At 73.4% G+C, this 20,179-nt stretch carries 21 protein-coding genes; 12 read left to right on the top strand and 9 right to left on the bottom strand.

Features of this window, described 5'->3' with window-relative positions; translation table 11 throughout:
• Positions 1-157: 157 nt before the first annotated feature.
• The 3 genes from ACPCK6_RS03745 to ACPCK6_RS03735 are packed head-to-tail and all read left to right on the top strand — an operon-like array spanning position 158 to position 2,365.
• A complete protein-coding gene (locus ACPCK6_RS03745; RefSeq protein ID WP_318332030.1) occupies positions 158-664 on the top strand; it encodes a DUF2231 domain-containing protein in 507 nt (168 codons plus the stop codon).
• A complete protein-coding gene (locus ACPCK6_RS03740) occupies positions 661-1,197 on the top strand; it encodes an Hsp20/alpha crystallin family protein (RefSeq protein WP_318332031.1) in 537 nt (178 codons plus the stop codon). The genes ACPCK6_RS03745 and ACPCK6_RS03740 overlap by 4 nt, the downstream gene beginning before the upstream one ends.
• 7 nt (positions 1,198-1,204) lie before the next feature.
• Entirely contained in the window at positions 1,205-2,365 is a 1,161-nt protein-coding gene (locus ACPCK6_RS03735) for a glycosyltransferase family 9 protein (protein ID WP_423480335.1), read from the top strand.
• Here the strand turns inward: ACPCK6_RS03735 and ACPCK6_RS03730 are convergent.
• Entirely contained in the window at positions 2,340-3,212 is an 873-nt protein-coding gene (locus tag ACPCK6_RS03730) for a glycosyltransferase family 2 protein (RefSeq protein ID WP_423480334.1), read from the bottom strand. The genes ACPCK6_RS03735 and ACPCK6_RS03730 overlap by 26 nt on opposite strands.
• Entirely contained in the window at positions 3,209-5,035 is a 1,827-nt protein-coding gene (rfaE2, locus tag ACPCK6_RS03725; RefSeq protein ID WP_396882066.1) for a D-glycero-beta-D-manno-heptose 1-phosphate adenylyltransferase, read from the bottom strand. Before rfaE2 ends, ACPCK6_RS03730 begins: the two co-directional genes overlap by 4 nt.
• A 120-nt stretch (positions 5,036-5,155) precedes the next feature.
• Here rfaE2 and ACPCK6_RS03720 point away from each other — a divergent pair, with 120 nt between their 5' ends.
• Entirely contained in the window at positions 5,156-5,713 is a 558-nt protein-coding gene (locus ACPCK6_RS03720; protein WP_030274416.1) for a type 1 glutamine amidotransferase domain-containing protein, read from the top strand.
• 53 nt (positions 5,714-5,766) lie between these two features.
• Positions 5,767-7,434 (top strand): MDR family MFS transporter, encoded by a 1,668-nt coding sequence (locus ACPCK6_RS03715; RefSeq protein ID WP_423480333.1) that lies wholly within the window; start codon positions 5,767-5,769, stop codon positions 7,432-7,434.
• A 7-nt stretch (positions 7,435-7,441) separates the two neighbouring features.
• On the opposite strand, the gene ACPCK6_RS03710 is transcribed toward ACPCK6_RS03715, so the two are convergent.
• Positions 7,442-7,933 (bottom strand): NUDIX domain-containing protein, encoded by a 492-nt coding sequence (locus ACPCK6_RS03710; protein ID WP_018785677.1) that lies wholly within the window; start codon positions 7,931-7,933, stop codon positions 7,442-7,444.
• A gap of 100 nt (positions 7,934-8,033) precedes the next feature.
• Here ACPCK6_RS03710 and ACPCK6_RS03705 point away from each other — a divergent pair, with 100 nt between their 5' ends.
• A complete protein-coding gene (locus ACPCK6_RS03705) occupies positions 8,034-9,668 on the top strand; it encodes a fatty acid--CoA ligase (RefSeq protein WP_423480342.1) in 1,635 nt (544 codons plus the stop codon).
• A 179-nt stretch (positions 9,669-9,847) separates the two neighbouring features.
• On the opposite strand, the gene ACPCK6_RS03700 is transcribed toward ACPCK6_RS03705, so the two are convergent.
• The 4 genes from ACPCK6_RS03700 to ACPCK6_RS03685 form a co-directional block, all read right to left on the bottom strand.
• Positions 9,848-10,861 carry an NADPH:quinone reductase gene (locus tag ACPCK6_RS03700; protein ID WP_423480332.1) on the bottom strand — a complete coding sequence of 338 codons (1,014 nt, stop codon included), beginning with the start codon at positions 10,859-10,861 and terminating at the stop codon, positions 9,848-9,850.
• A gap of 95 nt (positions 10,862-10,956) precedes the next feature.
• Positions 10,957-11,607 (bottom strand): HAD family hydrolase, encoded by a 651-nt coding sequence (locus ACPCK6_RS03695; protein WP_423480331.1) that lies wholly within the window; start codon positions 11,605-11,607, stop codon positions 10,957-10,959.
• A 31-nt stretch (positions 11,608-11,638) separates the two neighbouring features.
• Entirely contained in the window at positions 11,639-12,487 is an 849-nt protein-coding gene (locus ACPCK6_RS03690; protein WP_423480341.1) for an SCO6745 family protein, read from the bottom strand.
• A gap of 139 nt (positions 12,488-12,626) precedes the next feature.
• The gene (locus ACPCK6_RS03685) at positions 12,627-13,376 is read right to left on the bottom strand and encodes an FKBP-type peptidyl-prolyl cis-trans isomerase (RefSeq protein ID WP_396882069.1); all 750 of its coding nucleotides are present in this window, start codon (positions 13,374-13,376) and stop codon (positions 12,627-12,629) included.
• Positions 13,377-13,439: 63 nt separating this feature from the next.
• On the opposite strand from ACPCK6_RS03685, the gene ACPCK6_RS03680 reads away from it, so the two are divergent.
• A complete protein-coding gene (locus ACPCK6_RS03680) occupies positions 13,440-13,832 on the top strand; it encodes a PPOX class F420-dependent oxidoreductase (RefSeq protein WP_396882070.1) in 393 nt (130 codons plus the stop codon).
• Positions 13,833-13,881: 49 nt separating this feature from the next.
• Here ACPCK6_RS03680 and ku read toward each other — a convergent pair whose 3' ends face one another.
• Positions 13,882-14,874 carry a non-homologous end joining protein Ku gene (gene ku, locus ACPCK6_RS03675; RefSeq protein WP_194798910.1) on the bottom strand — a complete coding sequence of 331 codons (993 nt, stop codon included), beginning with the start codon at positions 14,872-14,874 and terminating at the stop codon, positions 13,882-13,884.
• Between the two features lie 87 nt (positions 14,875-14,961).
• Between ku and ligD (ACPCK6_RS03670) the strand changes: the two genes are divergently transcribed.
• Together ligD (ACPCK6_RS03670) and ligD (ACPCK6_RS03665) are read left to right on the top strand one after the other, a co-directional pair.
• A complete protein-coding gene (ligD, locus tag ACPCK6_RS03670) occupies positions 14,962-15,900 on the top strand; it encodes a non-homologous end-joining DNA ligase (RefSeq protein WP_194798909.1) in 939 nt (312 codons plus the stop codon).
• Positions 15,890-16,798 (top strand): non-homologous end-joining DNA ligase, encoded by a 909-nt coding sequence (gene ligD, locus ACPCK6_RS03665; protein ID WP_396882073.1) that lies wholly within the window; start codon positions 15,890-15,892, stop codon positions 16,796-16,798. The genes ligD (ACPCK6_RS03670) and ligD (ACPCK6_RS03665) overlap by 11 nt, the downstream gene beginning before the upstream one ends.
• On the opposite strand, the gene ACPCK6_RS03660 is transcribed toward ligD (ACPCK6_RS03665), so the two are convergent.
• Positions 16,731-17,798 carry a hypothetical protein gene (locus ACPCK6_RS03660; protein ID WP_423480330.1) on the bottom strand — a complete coding sequence of 356 codons (1,068 nt, stop codon included), beginning with the start codon at positions 17,796-17,798 and terminating at the stop codon, positions 16,731-16,733. The genes ligD (ACPCK6_RS03665) and ACPCK6_RS03660 overlap by 68 nt on opposite strands.
• A gap of 149 nt (positions 17,799-17,947) precedes the next feature.
• Between ACPCK6_RS03660 and ACPCK6_RS03655 the strand changes: the two genes are divergently transcribed.
• The 3 genes from ACPCK6_RS03655 to ACPCK6_RS03645 all read left to right on the top strand — a co-directional run bounded on the left by ACPCK6_RS03655 (position 17,948) and on the right by ACPCK6_RS03645 (position 20,074).
• Entirely contained in the window at positions 17,948-18,349 is a 402-nt protein-coding gene (locus ACPCK6_RS03655) for a TetR-like C-terminal domain-containing protein (protein WP_423480329.1), read from the top strand.
• Positions 18,350-18,372: 23 nt separating this feature from the next.
• Positions 18,373-19,068 carry a TIGR03089 family protein gene (locus ACPCK6_RS03650; RefSeq protein ID WP_423480328.1) on the top strand — a complete coding sequence of 232 codons (696 nt, stop codon included), beginning with the start codon at positions 18,373-18,375 and terminating at the stop codon, positions 19,066-19,068.
• Positions 19,069-19,174: 106 nt separating this feature from the next.
• Positions 19,175-20,074, top strand: a complete 900-nt coding sequence (locus ACPCK6_RS03645; RefSeq protein WP_396882079.1) for an alpha/beta fold hydrolase — start codon at positions 19,175-19,177, stop codon at positions 20,072-20,074.
• Positions 20,075-20,179 lie beyond the last annotated feature (105 nt).

Genomic DNA, 20,179 nt, shown 5'->3' with positions numbered 1-20,179 from the left:
CCCGTCCGTTGACCTTGACGGCGGTTTCGCCCCGCGACGGGCCGCGATCCGCCACTGTCAGCCTAGGAGAGCGCGTCGAGCGCCGGGTTTGCCCCCGGGGCCGGCGGGTAGGGACCGGTTCGCAGCGTGCGGCCGGACGTGACGGATGGAGGCCGAGATGGAGAGCCGGCTCAAGGTGCTCGGCCATCCCGTGCACCCGATGCTCGTGATGTTCCCGGTGGCGCTCTTCGTGACCGCGGTGATCTTCGATGTGGTGGACACCGTGGGCGGGCCCGGCTTCCTGGCCGAGGTCGCGTACTGGAACATCACAGTCGGTCTGATCGGCGGCCTGCTGGCCGCGGCGGCCGGGGCGTTCGACCTGCTCGCCCTGCCGGCCGGCACCCGCGCCAAGCGGGTCGGTGTCACCCACGCCGCCGCCAACGTGGCGGTCATCCTGCTGTTCGCCGCGGTCTGGGCGGTCCGGCTCAACGCCGACTCCCGTGCGGCCGGCGGCGCGCTGATCGCCATCGAGGTGGTCGCCCTGGCGATCCTCGGCGTGAGCGCGTGGCTCGGCGGTGAACTGGTGGACCGGCTCGGTGTCGGCGTCGACCCGGAGCACGACCTCAACGCGCCCAGCTCGCTGCGACCCCCCTCGGCGACACAGCGGATCGGAGACGCGCGATGACGGAACAGGGCGGCGGTCGGGGCTGGCGTGGCCGTCAGCAGGGCTGGGATCCGATGGGCGAGCTCCAGTCGCTGCGCTCCGAACTGAGCCGGCTGGTCGGCGGACGGTCCGGCAGCCAGGACGTGGACCTGGCCGAGACGGCCGACGGTTGGGAGGTGGTCGTCCGGCTCCCCGGCGTCGCGCCGGAGGAGGTCGCCGTCGAGCTGGACGACCGCGAGCTGTGCGTCCGCGCCCGGTCGGAGGCCGAGGTGAACGCCGACCACGGCATCCCGGGCGGGTTCACCACCCGGGGCTTCGAGTACCGCGTGGACCTGCCGTCCCGCGTGGACCCGGACCGGATCGACGCGGTGATGGACCACGGCCTGCTCCGGGTGCGCCTGCCCCGGGCGACCCGGCCCGCGCCGCGCACCATCACCGTCGGCCGGACCGGCCCGCGACCGGGTGCCGACCGTACGCAGATGCCCGCCGACCCGGCCGCGGACCGGGAGCTGCACCACCCGGACACCGCGCTCGACGAGATCGACAGGCCGTAGGGGCCGCGTGACCAGCCCGTCGAGCGACTCCGACTCGCCGCGCCGCGACCTGGGGCCGTCGGCGCTCGGGCCGGTCGGCGAGCGCGTCCCGGATGTCGAGCGGATCGCCGTGCTGCGCGCCAACGCGCTCGGCGATTTCATCTTCGTGCTGCCGGCGCTGGACGCGCTGCGGTCGGCGTACCCGTCGGCGGAGATCGTGCTGCTCGGCGCGCCGTGGCACGCGGCGCTCTGGCGCGACCGGCCCGGCCCGGTGGACCGGGTGCTGGTGGTGCCGGCGGCGCCCGGCATCCGCGACCCGGGGCCCGGCGAGTCGCCGGGTGACGTCCCGGCGTTCCTGGCCGCCGCCCGCGCCGAACGGTTCGACCTGGCGTTGCAGGTGCACGGCGGCGGCGGCAACTCGAACCCGTTCGTGGCCGGGCTCGGCGCCCGGGTCACCGCCGGCCTGCGGGCCGAGGGCGCGCCGCCGCTGGACCGGTGGCTGCGTTACGTCTACTACCAGCACGAGGTGATCCGCTACCTGGAGGTGGCCGCCCTGGTCGGTGCGCCCGCCACCACGATCACCCCGGCGCTGGCGGTCACCGCCGCCGACCGGGCGGAAGCCGCCGCCGTGCTCGGCGAACCCACCCGGCCCCGGGTCGCGCTGCACCCGGGCGCCACCGACACGCGGCGGCGCTGGCCGCCGGAACGCTTCGGCGAGGTCGCCCGCGAGCTGACCGGAGACGGGTACGAGGTGCTGGTCACCGGCACCCCCGCCGAGCAGGAGACGGTCGACGCGGTGGTGGCGGCGGCAGGCGTTCCGGTGCGTCCCCAGGTCGGCACGCTCAGCCTGGGCGCGCTCGCGGCCGCGTACGCGGACTGCGCGCTCGTGGTCTCCAACGACACCGGCCCGCTGCACCTGGCCGCCGCCGTGGGCGCGCCGACAGTCGGTGTCTTCTGGGTCGGCAACCTGATCAACGGGGCGTCGCCGCTGCGCGGGCGGCACCGCCCGATCGCTGCCTGGACCACCCACTGCCCGGTCTGCGGAGTCGACTGCACACCCGGGATCTACCCGCACCGGCCCGGCGACGGCGAGTGCCCGCACCGGGTGTCGTTCGTGGCCGACGTACCTGTCGCCGAGGTGGTCGAGGCGGCCCGCGAGCTGCTCACACCTCAGCCGGCGACTCGCTGAGCACCACCTCCCACGCCTCCACGTCGCGTTCGGTGACAGTGGTCGGCGACTCCAGGTGGTACGCCCCGCTGGGCAGCACCCCGGCGCCGCCGTGGCGCTCCAGCACGGCGAGCTGCGCGGCGACGTCCTCACCCTGGTGCCGCTCGGGCAGCCGCTCCCAGAAGTCGAAGCCGCCGGCGTCGACGAGCTTGGCCCGGTCGTAGAGCACACACCCGCCGATCCAGGAGACCTTGTACGCCCGCCACTCGCCCGCCGCCAGGTTCAGCTTCTCGGTGATGTGCAGCAGGTTCGCCGCCGGGTGGATGGACGCCCGATGCCACTGCGGCGTGCCGGGCATGATCCGTTCCGGCACCGGCGGCCCGGTCCACTCCTCGTAGTGCCGGTGCGTGTCCGGGCGGACGTCGTCGGCGTACGAGAGGCCGTGCACCGCGTTGCCGACGAATCCGCAGCCCAGCTCGTCGAGCGCGGTGACCAGGCGGGACAGCGCGCCCGGTTCCAGCCACACGTCGTCGTCGAGGCAGAGCACGGCGTCGGCCGCCGACTGGGCCAGCAGGTACGACCGGTGCTCGGCCAGGCCGCGCCGGGGCAGCCGCCGGGTCAGCAGCACCGGATGCCCCCGGTGGCGCAGCGCCCGGACCATCGTGGCCGCCGCCGGATGCGCGTACGCGGGATCGCCGTCGGACTGGTCGCTGACCACCACCCCGAACCCGGGTACGCCCTCCTGGGCGGCCAGCCCGGACAGCGTGACCGCCAGTTCGGCGGGCCGGTTGCGGGTGGGGATCAGCACGTCGAGCCGCCGGTGGTGCCGGAACCCTCCGGGCGTGCCCGGGTCGAGCGGACGGGTCACGCCGGCCTGCTCTCGCCGACCGTGTCAGTGACCGGGTGGGCGCGGATCCGGTCGATGATCGCCGAGGTGGAGCGGTCCGGCACGTACCCGAGCGTGCGCACCTGCCCGCCCAGCCGCCGGACCAGCGGCGCCTCCGGCACCATCTCCGGCGGATAGTCGCCGCCCTTGACGTAGACGTCGGGGCGGACCGCCTCGATCAGCCGGGCCGGCGAGTCCTCCTCGAAGACCACCACGTGGTCGACGCAGGCCAGCGCCGCCAGCAGCGCGATCCGGTCCTCGACCGGGTTGACCGGCCGGTCCGGCCCCTTGAGCCGGCGGACGCTGCCGTCCGAGTTGACCGCCACGATCAGCAGGTCACCCAGCGCGCGGGCCTGGGTCAGGTAGCGGACGTGCCCCGGGTGCAGCACGTCGAAGCAGCCGTTGGTGAACACCACCGACCGGCCGGCCTGCCGGTGCTCGTCGACCAGCGCGGCCAGTTCGTCGGCGCCGACCAGCGCCGGGTGTCCGCCCTCATCCGGTCCGGTGCCGAGCGCGGCCAGCAGGTCCTGCCGCCGGCACACGCAGGTGCCGGTGTCGGCCACCGTGATGGTGGCGGCGAGCTGGGCGAGCTGGGCGGCGGTGGGCAGGCCCGCGTCGGCGGCGAGCGCCAGCGTCATGGCCGCCAGGTACGCGTCCCCGGCGCCCACCGCATGACTGGCCGGGACCGGGGTGCTGTGGCTGCGCCGGGGCTCGCCCTCGGCGCCGCCGACCACAGCGCCCTCGGTGTCCAGGGTCACCGCCACCACGTCGGCGCCGGTGTGCGCGCGCAGCTCGGGCAGGCGGGACTCGGCCAGCACGGCCCGGTCCACGCCGGCACCGGCCGCCGCGCTCACCGTCACGCCGGTCCCGGTGACGCTCAGGCCGTCGCCGGTCAGCGCCACCCGCTCCTCGCCCGGCATGGGCTCGCCGGTCGGGCCGGCGGGGGCCTCGGCGGCGGGCGTACCGGAGGTCGGGTGCGGGCTGCCCGGTACACGCTCACCCGACCCGCCGGGCGCGGCACCCACCATCAGCTCGGACGGGCCGTCGGCGTCGGCGTCATGGTTCAGGTGCACGTCGCCGCTGGGGACGGCACCCCGCTCGGCGTGCGCGAACCCGGCGGCGGCGCGGGCCAGCAGCCGGGTCGCCTCGGCGAAGCTCGGCGTCACCACTGTCGGGTTCAGTCCGCGCCAGTCGGCCAGGTCGTGCGCGTCGAGCGCCACCGTGCCGTACCGGTCGCGGTTGGCGACCAGCCAGGCGCGTACCGCCGACGGCAGCGCACCCAGGCCGTAGTCGCAGACCACAAGCGTGAGCGGCTGACCGGCGGCCACCGCCCGCAGCTCCTCGGTGGCGCAGTGCAGCGCGGTCAGCAGGCGGGCCACGCCGTCGGCGTCCAGCCCGTCCTCCGGACCGCCGGAGTCCTCGCGGAGCAGGATCTGGTTGCCGGCGAGCATCCGCCGCTTGACCGGCGTGGGCCGGCCCGGCTGGCTCACCGTACGGTCCCAGACCGCCGCCCGGTCCAGGCAGTCGTGCAGTTCGTCGCCGGCGACGTCGGCGCCGACCGGGGCGACCAGCGCGGCCCGGCCGCCGAGCGCCGCCACGTTCACCGCCGTGTTGGCGGCGCCTCCCGCCGCGGAGATCCGCCGCCGCAGGGTGAGGACCGGCGCGGGCGCCTCGCGGCAGAGCCGCTCCGACTCGGCGAACCGCCACTCGTCCAGCATGGCGTCCCCGACGACCAGCACGGGACGCTGCTGCCAGCTCGCCACCACGGTGGCGAGCCGGCGCTCTTCCGCTGCTGCTCCTGCCATGCCCCTGCGGATCCCCCCGGGCCGTCGGGCCAAACGCGACGCGGGCCACCCGATGCGTCCGGTTTCGCGGCATCGGGCGGGGGAACCGTCTCAGACGTACCCCGGAGAGGAGAGAACAGCATGGCAGCGACACTTCAGGGCAAGCGCATCGCCTTCCTGGCCGCCGACGGCGTCGAGGAGGTCGAGTACACCAAGCCCCGGGAGGCGGTGGAGAACGCCGGCGCCCAGGTCGAGCTGGTCTCCATCGAGTCCGGCACGATCCAGGCCTTCAACCACCTCGACCACGGCAAGCAGTACCAGGTCGACGTCACCACCGAGGAGGCCGACGCCGGGGCGTACGACGGCCTGGTCCTGCCCGGTGGCGTGGCGAACCCGGACTTCCTGCGGACGGACCCGGAGGCGGTCCGGTTCGTCAAGGCGTTCTTCGACGCCGGCAAGCCGGTCGGCGTGATCTGCCACGGCCCGTGGACGCTCGTCGAGGCGGACGTGGTGCGGGGCCGCACCATCACCTCCTGGCCGAGCCTGCGCACCGACCTCACGAACGCCGGCGCGAACTGGGTCGACCAGGAGGTCGTCACCGACAACGGGCTGGTCAGCAGCCGCAAGCCGGACGACCTGCCGGCGTTCTGCGCGAAGATCGTCGAGGAGTTCGCCGAGGGGCGACACGCCGCCCGCTGAAACTCGTACGCCCACCGGGGGCATGATCCGCCCCCGGTGGGATAGGAAGCGGGATGACCGCCCAGGCCGCCCGTCCCGCGTTGCCCGCCCGACAGATCCGCCTGCTGATGTTCGGTCTGATGACCGGCATGCTGCTGGCGGCGCTGGACCAGACCATCGTCGGCACCGCGTTGCCGACCATCGTCGGCGAACTGGGCGGCATCAACCACTACTCGTGGGTGGTCACCGCGTACCTGCTGGCCTCGACCGCATCGACGCCGCTGTACGGCAAGATGGCCGACCTGTACGGGCGCCGTCCGGTCTTCCTGTTCTCCATCGGGATGTTCCTGCTCGGCTCGCTGCTGGCCGGGCTGTCGCAGGACATGACCCAGCTGATCGTCACGCGGGGCGTGCAGGGCCTGGGCGCGGGTGGCCTGATGACGCTGGCGTTCACCATCATCTCGGACGTGGTGTCGCCCCGGGAGCGTGGCCGCTACCAGGGGTTGTTCGGCGCGGTGTTCGGCGTGTCGTCGGTGGCCGGTCCGCTCGTCGGCGGCTACTTCGCGGAGAACAACTGGCGGTGGATCTTCTACATCAACGTGCCGCTGGCGATCGTCGCCATCGTGGTCTGCTGGCACGTGATGCGGCTGGTGCCGTTCGAGCGGCGGGAGCACACGGTCGACTGGATCGGCGCGGCGCTGCTGGTCGCCGGCGTGAGCTGCCTGCTGCTGGCGCTGAGCTGGGGCGGCGCCGAGTACGCCTGGGGTTCCGGCGTGATCGTCGGGCTGTTCGCCGCGGGCGCGGTGCTGGGCGTGCTGTTCGTCGTCCAGGAGGCCCGGACCAGGGAGCCGATCCTGCCGCTGCGGCTGTTCCGCAGCGCCACGTTCGCGCTCGCCAACGGTGCGGGTTTCGTGCTCGGCCTGGTGATGTTCGGGTCGATCATCTTCATCCCGCTCTACCTCCAGATCGTCAAGGGCGCCTCGCCGACCCGCAGCGGTCTGCTGATGCTGCCGATGATGGCCGGCGTCATCGTCACCTCGGTGCTCACCGGCCGGGCGATGAGCCGGATCGGCAGGTACAAGTGGTTCCCGGTGGCGGGTGCGGCCGTGCTGGTGGCCGGCATGCTGCTGTTCCAGCAGCTCCAGGTGGGCACCTCGCTCTGGCTCGCGTTCGGCTACATGGTGGTGATCGGCGTCGGGCTGGGCCTGTGCATGCAGTCGCTGATCCTGGCCGTGCAGAACGCGGTGAGCGTCCGCGACCTGGGCGCGGGCACCTCGTCGGCGACGTTCTTCCGGTCGCTCGGCGGCTCGTTCGGCGTGGCCATCCTGGGCGCGGTGCTGTCGTCCCGGCTCACCTCGGAGATGTCCGCGCGGCTGCCGGGTGCGCTGGCGCAGCTCCCGCCGGAGCAGCGGGCCGCGGTGACTGCCGGTGGGGACTTCTCGATCAACGACCCGGCGGCGATCCTCGCGCTGCCCGCCCCGGTACGCGCCGCCGTCCAGGCCGCGTTCGTCGAGTCGCTGCACCTGGTCTTCCTGACCACCGGGCTGATCGCCGTGATCGCCGTGCTTGTCACGCTGGCCATGCCGAACCTTCAGTTGCGCGGCACCGGCCCGCAGGGCGCCACCGGCGGCGCCGACCCGCTCGGCGGGAAGGCGCCGGCGCCGGGCGGCAAGCCGCTGACGAAGGAGTCGAAGGACGAGGCCGCCGCCGACATGGAGGCGAAGTCGCAGACGATGCTGTGACCGGCGGCTACTTGAGGATCAGCCGGTTGGTCTGCTCGAACACGTCGAGGTCGGCGAGCGTCTCGTGCACGCTCGACGACAGCGGGTGCGGGAAGTCGGCCGGGTGGAAGAACCCGGAGTCGGTGGTCTCGTCGGTGAACCGGGCCAGCTCGCCGTCCCACTCGTCGACCCGGAACGCCGTGGTGAAGACCTGGTACGTGTGCCCGTACATGTTGGTGTGGGTGCGATCCGGGCCGGTGTAGAGCGCGAACGCGCTGACCCGCAGCGCCCGCAGCCCGGTCTCCTCCCGGACCTCGCGGACCGCGCAGTCGGCGATCGACTCGCCGAGTTCCATGGCACCGGCCGGCAACGCCCACTGGCCGTTGTCGGAACGCTGGATCAGCAGCACCCGGGCGGCGTTGTCGCGCACCACGGCGCGCGCGCCGACGAACATCAGGGTGCGGTCACCGGCCAGGGCACGTAGCTGTCCCACGTACGAGTCGGCCCACGAGATGCTCACCCGGACAATCTACGCATCATCCGTGATCACCTCGGCGATTCCGGGGGGTTCCGCAGATGTGACCGCCGCCACTACGTTGTCACACATGCGTAGCACGATGATGGATGCCCCTCTCCAGGTCGCCCGGATCCTCGAACACGGCTCCACCGTGCACGGCGCGGCGGAGGTGGTCACCTGGACCGGCGCCGAACCACGCCGGATGACGTACGCGGAGGTCGGCCGCGCCGCTGCCCGGCTGGCCCACGCGCTGCGCGACGAGTGCGGGGTGACCGGCGACGAGCGGGTCGGTACGTTCATGTGGAACAACAACGAGCACCTGGTGGCGTACTTCGCCGTGCCGAGCATGGGCGCGGTGCTGCACACGCTCAACATCCGGCTCTTCCCCGACCAGGTCGCCTACATCGCCAACCACGCGCAGGACCGGGTGGTCCTCGTCGACAGCACGCTCATCCCGCTGCTCGCGCGGGTGATCGGCGAGATGACCACCGTGTCGCACGTGGTGGTGGTCGGCGGCGGCGACCCGGCCCCGCTGCTCGCCGCGGCCGGTGACCGGATCACCGTGCACCACTGGGACGCGCTGCTGGCCGACCGTCCGGACCACTTCGACTGGCCGGAGGTGGACGAGCGCGACGCCGCGGCGCTCTGCTACACCTCCGGGACCACCGGCAACCCCAAGGGCGTCGCCTACTCGCACCGCTCGATCTACCTGCACTCGCTCCAGGTCTGCATGCCGGAGGGCTTCGGGCTCGGCCCGAACGACAGGGAGCTGGCCATCGTGCCGATGTTCCACGCGATGTCGTGGGGCCTGCCGTACGCGGCGTTCCTCTCCGGCGCGTCGCTGATCATGCCGGACCGGTTCCTCCAGGCCGAGCCGATCGCCGCGATGATCGCCGCCGAGCGACCCACGCTCGCCGGCGCGGTGCCGACCATCTGGACCGACCTGCTGGCCTACCTGGACGCGCACGAGGTGGACCTCTCCTCGCTGAAGGAGGTCATCGTCGGTGGTTCGGCCTGCCCGCCGGCGCTGATGCACGCGTTCCACGACCGCTACGGCATCGACGTCATCCACGCCTGGGGCATGACCGAGATGTCGCCGCTGGGCTCGGTCTCCCGGGCACCGGCCGGCGCGACCGGCGACGACGCCTGGCGCTACCGCTACACGCAGGGCCGCGTCCCGGCGGGCGTGACCGCGCGGATCGTCGGCCCGGCCGGCGAGCCGCTGCCGGCCGACGGGACGTCGGTGGGGGAGCTGGAGGTACGCGGGCCGTGGGTGACCGCCCGCTACATCGGCGACGACGCCCCGGACGAGGAGAAGTTCCGGGACGGCTGGCTGCGGACCGGTGACGTCGGCACGCTCTCACCGGACGGCTACATCACGCTCACCGACCGCGCCAAGGACGTGATCAAGTCGGGCGGGGAGTGGATCTCCTCGGTCGAGCTGGAGAACGCCCTGATGGCGCACCCGGCGGTGCTGGAGGCGTGCGTGGTGGGCGTACCGGACGAGCGCTGGGACGAGCGGCCGCTGGCCACCGTGGTGGTCCGCGAGGGCGCCTCGGTGACGGCGGAGGAGCTGCGGGACTTCCTCGCCGGCTCGGTGGCCCGCTGGCAGCTGCCGGAGCGGTGGGCGTTCATCGACGCGCTGCCGAAGACCAGCGTCGGCAAGTTCGACAAGAAGGTGGTGCGCTCGCGGTACGCCGACGGCGGCCTCGACGTGCGGGAACTGACCGCGTCGTAACGTTTCGCGGCGTACCGTCGCCTACACGGGTAGGACGCGTTCCCAACGGACATTCCTCCCAGAGGGCGGCCCCGGCGTTCGCACCGCGCCGGGGCCGCCCGTCCGTTACGGAGTGACCCGCACCGTCATTGTTGCGAAACTTGTTCGCGTCTGTCCGGCTGTCGGGGAAATCCGGTCACCTACTCGTCGGCCGTGCTCACCAGCACCTTGCCCACCACGCTGTCCTGCACCGCCTGCTGCGCGGCTGCGGCCTCCGCCAGCGGATACCGGTGCAGCGGCAGGCCCGCCTCCTCGCCGACCCGGATCGCGCCCTGCGCCACCGCCGCCGCGATGTCCGTGACCGCCTGCGCCTTCGCCACCTTCGGCGCGGTGTAGATCAGCACGAACTGCCAGCGCGCGTTCGGGCCCATCAGCGGCCGGATCGGCAACGTCACCTCGTCGCCGCCGTCGTCGGCGTACACGCAGACCGCCCCGCCGGTACGCAGCATCCGGACGTCGGCGGCGGCGTTACGGGCGGCGGACACCTCGACGATCGTGTGCACCCCGTCGGGCGCGACCTTGCGGACCTCCTCGACCACGTCCTGCTCGCGATAGTTGATCACGAAGCTGGCGCCGGCCGCCGCCGCGAGCTGCGCCTTCTCCGGGCTGCTCACCGTGGTGATCACGCACGCGTCGGCCCAGCGGGCGAGCTGGATCGCCGCGTTGCCCACCGCGCCCGCACCGCCCTGCACCAGCACCACGTGGTCGCTCAACGCACCCGCGTGCAACTTGTCCGGCATGAACTCACCGGCGGTCAGGCAGCGGTGCGCGGTCATGAACGGGATGCCCAGCGCCGCCCCCAGGTCGAACGAGGCCGGACCGAGCGGCACCGCGTGCCGGACCGGCACCAGCGTGTACTCGGCGGCGGTGCCCCACGGGCGCTGCCACGCCGCCTCCCACACCCAGACCCGCTCACCGATCAGCGTCCGGTCCACGCCCTCGCCGACCGCCTCGACCACCCCCGCGCCGTCCTGGTGCGGGATCTGCCAGCCGGCCGGCAGCGGCCACGTCTGGCGGGCCTTCCAGTCGGTCGGGTTCACCCCCGACACGGCCATCCGGACCAGCACCTCGCCCGGCCCGGGTTCCGGCACCGGCCGCTCCACCACCTGGAGCACCGAGGCGTCCCCGCTGCGCTCGTACACGATCGCCTTCATCCGCCCTCCCCTTCCCACCTGCGCTACCCCGCCGCCCGCCGATCATTCAAGGAAGGGCCCCCTGTTAACGCCTCAGGTAGAGGAAGGGCCCCTTGTTAACACCCCTCGACCACAGCGGGCGTGAGCGCGCCGATGGACGGGAGCAGCACGGCCGCGAGCGCCTCGGCGTCCGGGTCGAGCGGGTACGACGCGTGCGGCACCGCCACCACGCGGCACCCGGCGGCGGCCGCCGAGCGGACCCCGTTCGACGAGTCCTCCACCGCCACGCACCGCGCCGGGTCGACGCCCAGCCGCTGCGCCACGGCGAGCCACACGTCGGGGGCGGGCTTGCCCCGGGCGGTCTCCTCGGTCGACAGCGTCGCGCCGAACGCGCCAGCCAGGCCCGTCGCGTCCAGCGCCGCCGCGATCAGCCGGGTGGGAGAGGAACTGGCCAGCCCCAGCGGCCACCGCGCGGCGATGCGGCGCACGACCGCGTCGGCGCCGTCGATCAGCGGTACGCGCTGCGCGTACCGCCGGGCCATCTCGGTCACCACCTCGGTGGCGACCTGCTCGGCCGACCTGTCGACGCCCAGCTCACCGCTCAGGTAGGCGGCCCACTCGCCGGTGCTCATGCCCATCAGCCGGCGCTGCGTGTCCGGCTGCCAGACGCCGCCGTGCTCGGCCACGTACGCCCGCCGGACCTCCTCCCACACCGGCTCGGAGTCCACGAGCACGCCGTCCAGGTCGAAGAGCACCGCGTCCACCATGCCGTCATCCTGCCCCAGCCGGCGGCCCGGTTCAGTGCGGCTGCGCCGCCTTCGCCGAACGCTGCGCCGGCAGGCCGATCGGGGCCTTGGCCGGGATGATCGTGCGGCAGCGCGTCGCGATCGGTTCCAGCAGCTCCCGCAGCCGGGCGGTACGCTCCGCGCCCAGCGCCCGCCACGGGCCCGACGCGGCCCGGTCGGTGGCCTCCTCGACCACGCGGAACGTCTCCGTGGCGTACGGCGTGGGGTCCAGGTCGTCGGTCAGCCAGCCCTTGTCCACCAGGCGCTGCTCGGCGTCGGTCCACTGCTCGTCGGTCCAGCCCCGGGCCGGCTGGTGGAACTCGCGCGACTGGTCGACCCGGCACCGCCAAGCCACCACCTCGACCGGTTCCAGGCCCGTGGTCACCAGCGCCGCCACGTGCCCGTCGCCCCGGTGCTCGCGCAGCGTCGCGGCGGCCTGCCAGAGCCGGGCCAGCGGGTACTCGCCCCGGGGCAGGGCGGCGTTCACCGCGCCGAGCACCCGCCCGGCCGTGTCCACCCGCCCGGCCGCCTCCTCCAGCAGGTCGGCGGCCTCGACCAGGTGCGATTCGGGCAGCTCGTAGGTGAACTCGGCGAGCGCCTGCACGCCACCGGTGAGCCGGGCCCGCAGCGCCTCCTCCGGGCTGGCCAGTCGCCACACCGACGGCAGCGCGCGGGCCACCATGGCCGGCGCGAAGCTGAAGAACGCCGCAGTCACCGCCGGCGCGTCCACCGCCCCGAGCGGCGCGGCCCGGCCGGCGAAGTAGCCGCGCCAGTAGCCCCGCAGCCCGACCGCCTCGAACGCGGCCCGGGCCCGGGGGTGGAAGTAGGTCACCGCGTGGACCGGCTCGTAGAGCGTCCACATCTGCCGGGTCACCCCGGCCTCGTCCAGCGCCGCCACGTGCACCTCCGCGTCGGTGGGCAGATCACCACGGACGGACGTGCCGCCCGTGGTGACCATGAACCTACTGCCGCTGGGTGACCGGGCGGAAGCCCGGAGTGATCTACTGCGCAGCCAGCACGTCGACGACGAAGCGCAGCGGGCCGGCCGGACGGCCGCCGGCGGCGTCGTTGCCGTACGCCAGCTCGGCCGGGAGGTCCAGCTGGACCCGGCTGCCCACCGGCACGCCGACCAGGCCCTGGTCCCAGCCCTTGATGACCTGGCCCACACCGATCTGGAAGGTGGCCGGCTGGCCGCTGTCCCAGGACGCGTCGAACTGCTTGCCGTCCTTGTAGAACACGCCCACGTAGTTCGTGGTGATGTTCTGCCCTGCCTTCACCGCCGGGCCGGTGCCCTTGACCAGGGTGGTGACGGTGAGCTTCGTCAGCTCGCCGGTGCCAGCCTGCACTGTCGGCTTGGTCTTCAGCGCCGGGTCGAAACCGGCGGGCAGCTCCTGGGCGGGCGCCGAGGGCTCGGCCGGCGCGGTGGGGCTGGCCGAGGAGCCGGCGGTGGACGTCTTGTCGTCGTCCCCGCTGTTCAGCCAGACCAGACCGCCGACCAGGGCCACCACCGCGAGCACGCCGACCGCCGCGCCGAGGATCGACTGCCGGCGGCGACGCGCCTCGGCTGCCTTCTTCTCGGCCAGCTGGGCGGCCAGCCGCCGCTGTGCCTTGGTGGCCGGGGCCTGGCCCGCCGACCGGTTCTCCACACGCTCGCTCACGTCGACTCCCTGCAGGGTGGGTGGGTGCGCCCCCGGCGGGCCGCCGCCGAGGCCAGCGCACACGGTACCCGCCCGGAGCCCCAGCGTGCCCATACGGCCGCCACGATCCGGACACGATGCCCGATACGGGGGCACCGCACGGGGTACGTTCCGACCATGGCGATCCTCAGCGAAGAAGACCTGACCCTGCTCGGCGAGCCGCAGCTCGCGCACGTGGCGACGATCGAGGCCGACGGCACCCCGCACGTCACCCCGGTCTGGGTCGACACCGACGGCGAGCACATCGTGTTCAACACGGCCAAGGGCCGGCAGAAGTACCTGAACATGTCCCGTAACCCGGTGGTCGCGGTGTCGGTCGCGGACAAGGCCGACGACTTCCGCACGCTCTGGATCAAGGGCACCGTCGAGTTCGTCACCGAGGGTGCCGACGAGCACATCGACCGGATGGCGAAGAAGTACCTCGGCCAGGACACCTACCCCTGGCGCCGCCCCGGCGAGGAGCGCGTCATCGTGCGCATCACCCCGACCGAGAAGCTCGGCCGCGGCTGAACGGCGGGAGCCCCGCCCGCCACCGGGGGCGGGGCGATCGCCGTACGCGTCACGCGGTCTTCTTCTTCGCGGGCGCCTTCTTGGCGGCCGTCTTCTTCGCCGGTTCGGCCTTCTTCGCCGCCGTCTTCTTCGCGGGCGCCTTCTTGGCAGTGGTCTTCTTCGCCGGTTCGGCCTTCTTCGCCGGCGCCTTCTTCGCGGCCTTCTTCGCGGAGCGCGCCGACGAGATCGGCGTCGGCTCGGCCCCGCCGCCCGACGGCGCCTCGCCCCGGGCCGCCCGGGCCCGCTCCACCGACGCCTTCAGCGCGGCCATCAGGTCGACGGCGGCGGCCGGCGCCGCCTCTTCCTCCTCCGGCTGCACCACCTCGCGGCCCTCGACCTTCGCGTCGATGACCTCCTGCAACGCGGCCCGGTAGTCGTCGGTGAACGCGTCCGGCTCGAACTCACCGGCCATCGAGTCGATGAGTGAGCTGGCCATCGCCAGTTCCGGCGGGCGTACCTTCAGGTCCTCGTCCAGGAAACCGAAGTCGGGCCGGCGGATCTCGTCCGGCCACAGCATGGTGTTGAGGAGCAGCACGCCCTCGCGGACCCGCAGCGTGGCGAGCTGCTCCCGCTGGCGCAGCGCCACCTTGACGATCGCCACGCGCTCCGAGTCGGACAGCGCGTCGCGCAGCAGCACGTACGGCTTCGTCGCCGAGCCCTCCGGCTCCAGGAAGTACGCCTTGTTGTAGAGGATCGGATCGACCTGCTCGGCCGGTACGAACTCCAGCACGTCGATCGCGTGCGACGTGCTCAACGGCAGGTCGGCGAAGTCGGAGTCGGTGAGGATCACCATCTCGCCGCCGCCGATGTCGTACCCCTTGGCGATGTCGTCGTAGGTGACCTCCTCGCCGCAGACCGAGCAGGTGCGCTTGTAGCGGATCCGGCCGCCGTCCTCACGGTGCACCTGGTGGAAACGGATGTCCTTCTCCTCGGTGGCCGAGTAGACCTTCACCCCGATCGACACCAGGCCGAACGACACCGCTCCTTTCCAGATCGCCCGCATACCCGCGCTCCTCTCCCCGGTTGACCACCAGAATCGCAAACGATCGAACGGGACGCACGCGCTTCGCTACGCAACTACAGTCAGGAGGTGCCCGGCGCGCCGTTGAAGCCGATGCTCGCGACGACCGGGCAGCTCCCGGCCGGCGCCGCCTGGTCGTACGAGTTCAAGTGGGACGGCGTCCGCGCTCTCGCCGACATCTCCCGCGGCGACAGGCACTTCTACGCCCGCTCCGGCGTGGAGATCACCACCGCGTACCCGGAACTGCTCAACCTGGCCGAGCAGGTAGGTGACGCGCTGCTCGACGGCGAGGTGGTCCTCTTCACCGACGGGCAGCCCTCGTTCACCGCGCTCGCCGAGCGGATGCACGTCCGCAACCCGGCCAAGGCGGCGCGGCTGGCGGCGACCGTACCCGTCACGTACATGATCTTCGACCTGTTGCGGCTCGACGGCGTCGACCTGACCTCCCGGCCCTGGCGGGAGCGGCGGGCGGCGCTGGAGTCGCTCGGGCTCGGCGCCGCCCGGTGGGCGGTGCCGCCGGTCTTCGGCGACGGCCCGGCCACCTACGCGGCGGCCGGCGAGCACGGGCTGGAGGGGGTGATGGCCAAGCGGGTCGACTCGCTCTACCGGCCCGGCGTGCGCTCGCCGGACTGGGTGAAGGTCAAGCTGGAGGTCACCGCCGACTTCGTGGTCGGTGGCTGGCGGCCCGGCGCGCGGCGCGTCGGTGGCCTGCTCGTGGGCGTGCCCGGCCCGGACGGGCGGCTGGTCTACCGGGGGCGGGTCGGCGGCGGGATCGGCGCGGCCATCGAACGGGAACTGCTGCGCGAGCTGGAACCGCTGCGCGCCACCGACTCGCCGTTCGCCGCCGGCGTGCCGCGCGAGGATGCCCGGGGCGCGATCTGGGTAACTCCCCGGATCGTGGTGGAGGTCAAGTACGGCCAGCGCACGCCGGACGGCCGGCTGCGCTTCCCGCGCATCCTGCGCCTGCGCCCGGACAAGCCGCCCGAGGAGGTCGACGATGCCGTCTGACCGGCTCAAGGTCGAGGTCGAGGGGCGCTCGCTGGAGCTGTCCAACCTGGACAAGGTGCTGTTCCCGAAGGCCGGCTTCACCAAGGGCGAGGTGATCGACTACTACACCCGGATCGCCCCGGTGCTGCTGCCGCACCTGAGCGACCGCGCGCTGACCCGGATCCGGTTCCCCAACGGCGTCGACGGCGGCTCGTTCTTCGAGAAGAACGCACCCGCCGCGACCCCCGGTTGGGTACGCACCGAGAACCTGCCCGCCCCCGGGTCGACGAAGGGGCGGGAGACCATCGACTACGTGGTCTGCGACGAGCTGCCCACGCTGGTGTGGCTGGCGAATCTCGCCGCGCTGGAGCTGCACACTCCGCAGTGGAAGATCGGTGCGCACCCGGACATGATGGTCGTCGACCTGGATCCGGGCGCCCCGGCCGCGCTCAAGCAGTGCTGCCAGGTGGCGCTGCTGATGCGCGACCGGCTGGCTTCCGACGGCGTCGAGGCGTATCCGAAGACGTCGGGGAAGAAGGGCATGCAGCTCTGCTGCCCGATCGCCGGCACGCAGGACGCCGATTCCGTCTCCGACTATGCCAAGCGGATCGCGCAGGAGTTGGAGCAGGCACACCCGAAGCTGATCGTGTCGAAGATGGCGAAGAACCTGCGCCCCGGCAAGGTCTTCATCGACTGGAGCCAGAACAACGCGGCGAAGACGACAGTGGCGCCGTACTCGCTGCGGGCCCAGCCGGTGCCCGCGGTGTCCACACCGCTGACCTGGGACGAGGTGGAGGCCGGGGCGGCGGGGAAGCGGCCGTCGACGCGGCCGTACACCGCCGGTGAGGTGCTCAAGCGGGTGGAGAAGCAGGGCGACCTGCTGGCGCCGCTGCTCGACGGCGGTCCCGAGCTGCCGTGATCCGCCACCACGCGCCACCCACCAGCAGCAGCACGATCACGCTGATCGCCACGTCACCCACCAGCGCCGCCGCCGGGCTCGCCGGGGCATAGGTCGGCACGGTGTACGCGAGCGCCGCCGCGACGACCAGGCCGGCCGCTGCGGTGGCGAGCACGTGCCGCTGTCCCCAGCCGGGCCGCCGGGACCAGCGCGTCAGCAGGGCGGCGGCGATCCCGGCGAGCGTGAGGGCGAGCACCACTCCCGGCCAGCCCGGGGCGATGGTCGAACCCACGTACGCCACCGCCACGACCAGCGCGGGCCAGAGCGGCCGGGGCGGGCCGGCTTCGGTGTGCGGTCGGCCGGCGGGCGTCGGTGCGTCGGGCGGTGGCCCGGCGAGCCGGCGGCGGAGCAGGGCGGCGGTGATGAGGGCCAGCGCCACGCCGACGGCGACCGTCAACTGGACCGGCGAGGCCAGGAAGTTCTTGCGGCCACCGTCGTCGGCGAACACCAGCAGGCTGCCGCCGAGCCAGAGCAGCGCCGCCGTGGTCAGCCCCGGCCGGCCCAGCCAGGGCCGCGCCCGGCGGCCCGCACCGAGGTACGACTCGACGAGCGCGATCGGCGCGCAGATGGTCAGCACCACGTGGTTGCCCACGTAGTCGACCGCCTGCCGCGCGCTGAACCCGAGGCCGGGCACCAGCGTGGCCTCCGCCGCGGCCCGGGTGCCGGCGAACTCGGTGTCGTCGAGGAACCCGGGGTTGAACAGCGACTGGTCGACCAGGCCGGCCTGGATCACGCCGAACGCGGCGGCGAGCAGCGCGATCCCCGGCCAGCCGAGCCCGAGCCGCCGGGCCGTCTCGCGGATCAGCAGCGCGGCTCCGCCGTACATCGGGGCGAGCACCAGCACCACGAACGGCATGCCGGTGAGGGTGAAGCCGCCCCAGGAGCACTCGGCGGTCCACGGGGCGAGCAGCAGCAGCGCGATCGCCGGCACCAGCCGCCGGCGCGGGGGTTCGGTCGTCATGCCCGCACCGTCCCGCAGCCATCCGGCCCGTCGATACGGCCGTCGGGCGACCGGGCCCGCGACCAAAGTCGACGGTGGCGGGCCCGTGGGCCCGGCTAGAGCGCGAACAGCAGGGCGGCGTCGAGGAGGACGGCCACCGCGGTGGCGAAGTGGATGCCGAAGGCGGTCGCCCGGGAGCCGCCGAACTGGCAGTCGAACTCGCCGCCGCCCGGGCCGCCGCCACCGACCCGCGGGCCGCGGTGGCCGCCATCGCCACGGCGTACGCCGCGTTCGCCGAACGCCGGCCCGCGCTCTACGACGCGATCTTCACCCTCCCCGTCGCCCTCTCCTTCGCCAGCCAGGACACGCCCGTCGAGCTGGTCCGGGCCTTCGCCGAACTGGCCGAGACGCTGCGCCCGTTCGCCGGCGACGACGACCTCGAGACGTTCACCGAGACGTTCTGGAGCGGGCTGCACGGCCAGGTCACGCTGATGCGCGGCGGCCGTCTGCGGCGCGACGAACACGCGCGGCGGCTGGCTCTCCTGGTCGACCGGTTCACCCGGCTAGGGTGAGCTGACCGTCAGGGAGGAGTCCGATGGCCACCCGCACACCCGCCACCGTCGCGTCCGACGAGCCGATGCTGACCTACCTCGACGACGCCACGGGCGAGCGCACCGAGCTGACCGGGCCGCAGCTGGGTCAGTGGGCGGCCCGCAGCGCCGGGCTGCTGCGCGACGGATGCGGACTACGCCCCGGCGACCGGGTGGCGGTGCTGCTGCCGCCGCACTGGCGTACCGCAGCCGTCCTCATCGGGGCCTGGTCGATCGGGCTCACGGTGTCATTCCGTCCCCGTGCGCTGGCCGGGCTGCCGGTCCTCGAACCCGGCGCGGACCGGCCGTACGACGCGGTGTTCGTGACCCCGGAACGCCTCGACGACTGGCTGGAGGACGTGCCCGAGGGGACGCACCGGTACCTGGTGGGCACCGGGCCGGGGCAGTTGGCCGAGGTGCCACCGGGCTGGCTGGACTGGTCGGCCGAGGTGCTGCGGCACCCCACCGACCCGCCGGACTACGTCGCCGTCGATCCGGCTGGCCCGGCCACGCCCGACGGCACCAGCTTCGGCGCGTGGCGCCGCCTGGCCGCCGAGATCGCCACCCAGAAGGACCTGCGCCCCGGCGACCGCCTCGTGGTGGATCCGACCGAGGAGGAGCAGCCCTTGAGGTGGCTGCTGGCCCCCCTCTCCGCGGGCGCCACGGTCCTGATCCACGCCAACCCTCGTCCCATTCCCTGACCCTCCATCTCGCCGATCTTGCGGTTCGGGCCCCTCGTGCGGCGGGTTTGCGGCTTCCGCCGGTCAGTACCTGCATGATCAACGGCGGGGTGGGGATCCGGAGCGGATGACGGAAGGGCTGGGAGAGCTGCGCCGGGTCGACGCGGGGGACGTGAGCGTCGGATACCTGGACTCGGGGCCGCAAGACGGGCCGGTGGTGGTGCTGCTGCACGGGTGGCCCTACGACATCCACAGCTTCGCCGAAGTGGTGCCGCTGCTGACGGGCGCGGGCCGGCGAGTCGTCGTGCCCTACCTTCGGGGGTTCGGTGCCACCCGGCTCCGCTCGGACGACACCCTGCGCAACGGCCAGCCCGCCGCCCTGGCCGGGGACACGGTGGCCCTGATGGACGCGCTCGGCGTGGAACGGGCCACGCTCGCCGGGTTCGACTGGGGGGCGCGTACCGCCGACGTGATCGCCGCGCTGCTTCCCGACCGCTGCACGGGGCTGGTCTCGGTGAGCGGGTACCTGATCGCCGGGCAGGAGGCGGGCCGAGCACCGCTGCCGCCGGCGGCCGAGCTGTCCTGGTGGTACCAGTTCTACTTCGCCACCGACCGGGGGCGCGACGGGTACGACCGGAACCGGCGCGACTTCGCCAAGCTGATCTGGCGTACCGCCTCGCCGCAGTGGCGCTTCGACGACGCGACGTTCGACCGGAGCGCATCGGCGTTCGACAACCCGGACCACGTCGACGTGGTGATCCACAACTATCGCTGGCGGCTCGGGCTCGCCGAGGGCGAGGCGCGGTACGACGAGTGGGAACGACGGCTGGCCGCCGACCCCGGCATCTCGGTACCCACGATCACGCTCGAAGGTGACGCCAACGGCGCGCCCCACCTCGACCCGTCCGTCTACGCGGGACGGTTCACCGGCAGGTACGAGCACCGGACCGTGACCGGCGGTATCGGCCACAACCTGCCCCAGGAGGCGCCCCGGGACTTCGCCCGGGCCGTCCTCGACCTGCCCTGAGCGCCCACTCGGCCCTCGGCCTCGGCCCGTTCTCCGCCGGCGGTGGCACCGAGCCCGTACGGCTGCGGGGGCGGGCGGGGAATCGGGTTGACCACCGGGGAGGGG

This window comes from Micromonospora sp. AB353, from assembly GCF_049538395.1.
Classification (GTDB): Bacteria; Actinomycetota; Actinomycetes; order Mycobacteriales; family Micromonosporaceae; genus Micromonospora; species Micromonospora aurantiaca.
Note: the sequence above shows the minus strand (reverse complement) of the source record. Positions and strands in the feature narration are given on the sequence as shown.

Bases quoted from the DNA above. Each gene is read 5' to 3' on its own strand.
- ACPCK6_RS03685 (WP_396882069.1), bottom strand. From the start codon at position 13,376: ATGGGCACGCTGGGGCTCCGGGCGGGTACCGTGTGCGCTGGCCTCGGC.
- ACPCK6_RS03660 (WP_423480330.1), bottom strand. From the start codon at position 17,798: ATGACGACCGAACCCCCGCGCCGGCGGCTGGTGCCGGCGATCGCGCTG.
- ACPCK6_RS03705 (WP_423480342.1), top strand. From the start codon at position 8,034: ATGGATGCCCCTCTCCAGGTCGCCCGGATCCTCGAACACGGCTCCACC.
- ACPCK6_RS03645 (WP_396882079.1), top strand. From the start codon at position 19,175: ATGACGGAAGGGCTGGGAGAGCTGCGCCGGGTCGACGCGGGGGACGTG.
- rfaE2 (WP_396882066.1), bottom strand. From the start codon at position 5,035: ATGGCAGGAGCAGCAGCGGAAGAGCGCCGGCTCGCCACCGTGGTGGCG.
- ku (WP_194798910.1), bottom strand. From the start codon at position 14,874: ATGCGGGCGATCTGGAAAGGAGCGGTGTCGTTCGGCCTGGTGTCGATC.
- ACPCK6_RS03695 (WP_423480331.1), bottom strand. From the start codon at position 11,607: ATGGTGGACGCGGTGCTCTTCGACCTGGACGGCGTGCTCGTGGACTCC.
- ACPCK6_RS03680 (WP_396882070.1), top strand. From the start codon at position 13,440: ATGGCGATCCTCAGCGAAGAAGACCTGACCCTGCTCGGCGAGCCGCAG.
- ACPCK6_RS03720 (WP_030274416.1), top strand. From the start codon at position 5,156: ATGGCAGCGACACTTCAGGGCAAGCGCATCGCCTTCCTGGCCGCCGAC.
- ACPCK6_RS03715 (WP_423480333.1), top strand. From the start codon at position 5,767: ATGACCGCCCAGGCCGCCCGTCCCGCGTTGCCCGCCCGACAGATCCGC.
- ACPCK6_RS03650 (WP_423480328.1), top strand. From the start codon at position 18,373: ATGGCCACCCGCACACCCGCCACCGTCGCGTCCGACGAGCCGATGCTG.
- ACPCK6_RS03690 (WP_423480341.1), bottom strand. From the start codon at position 12,487: ATGTGGACGCTCTACGAGCCGGTCCACGCGGTGACCTACTTCCACCCC.
- ACPCK6_RS03700 (WP_423480332.1), bottom strand. From the start codon at position 10,861: ATGAAGGCGATCGTGTACGAGCGCAGCGGGGACGCCTCGGTGCTCCAG.
- ACPCK6_RS03745 (WP_318332030.1), top strand. From the start codon at position 158: ATGGAGAGCCGGCTCAAGGTGCTCGGCCATCCCGTGCACCCGATGCTC.
- ACPCK6_RS03740 (WP_318332031.1), top strand. From the start codon at position 661: ATGACGGAACAGGGCGGCGGTCGGGGCTGGCGTGGCCGTCAGCAGGGC.
- ligD (WP_396882073.1), top strand. From the start codon at position 15,890: ATGCCGTCTGACCGGCTCAAGGTCGAGGTCGAGGGGCGCTCGCTGGAG.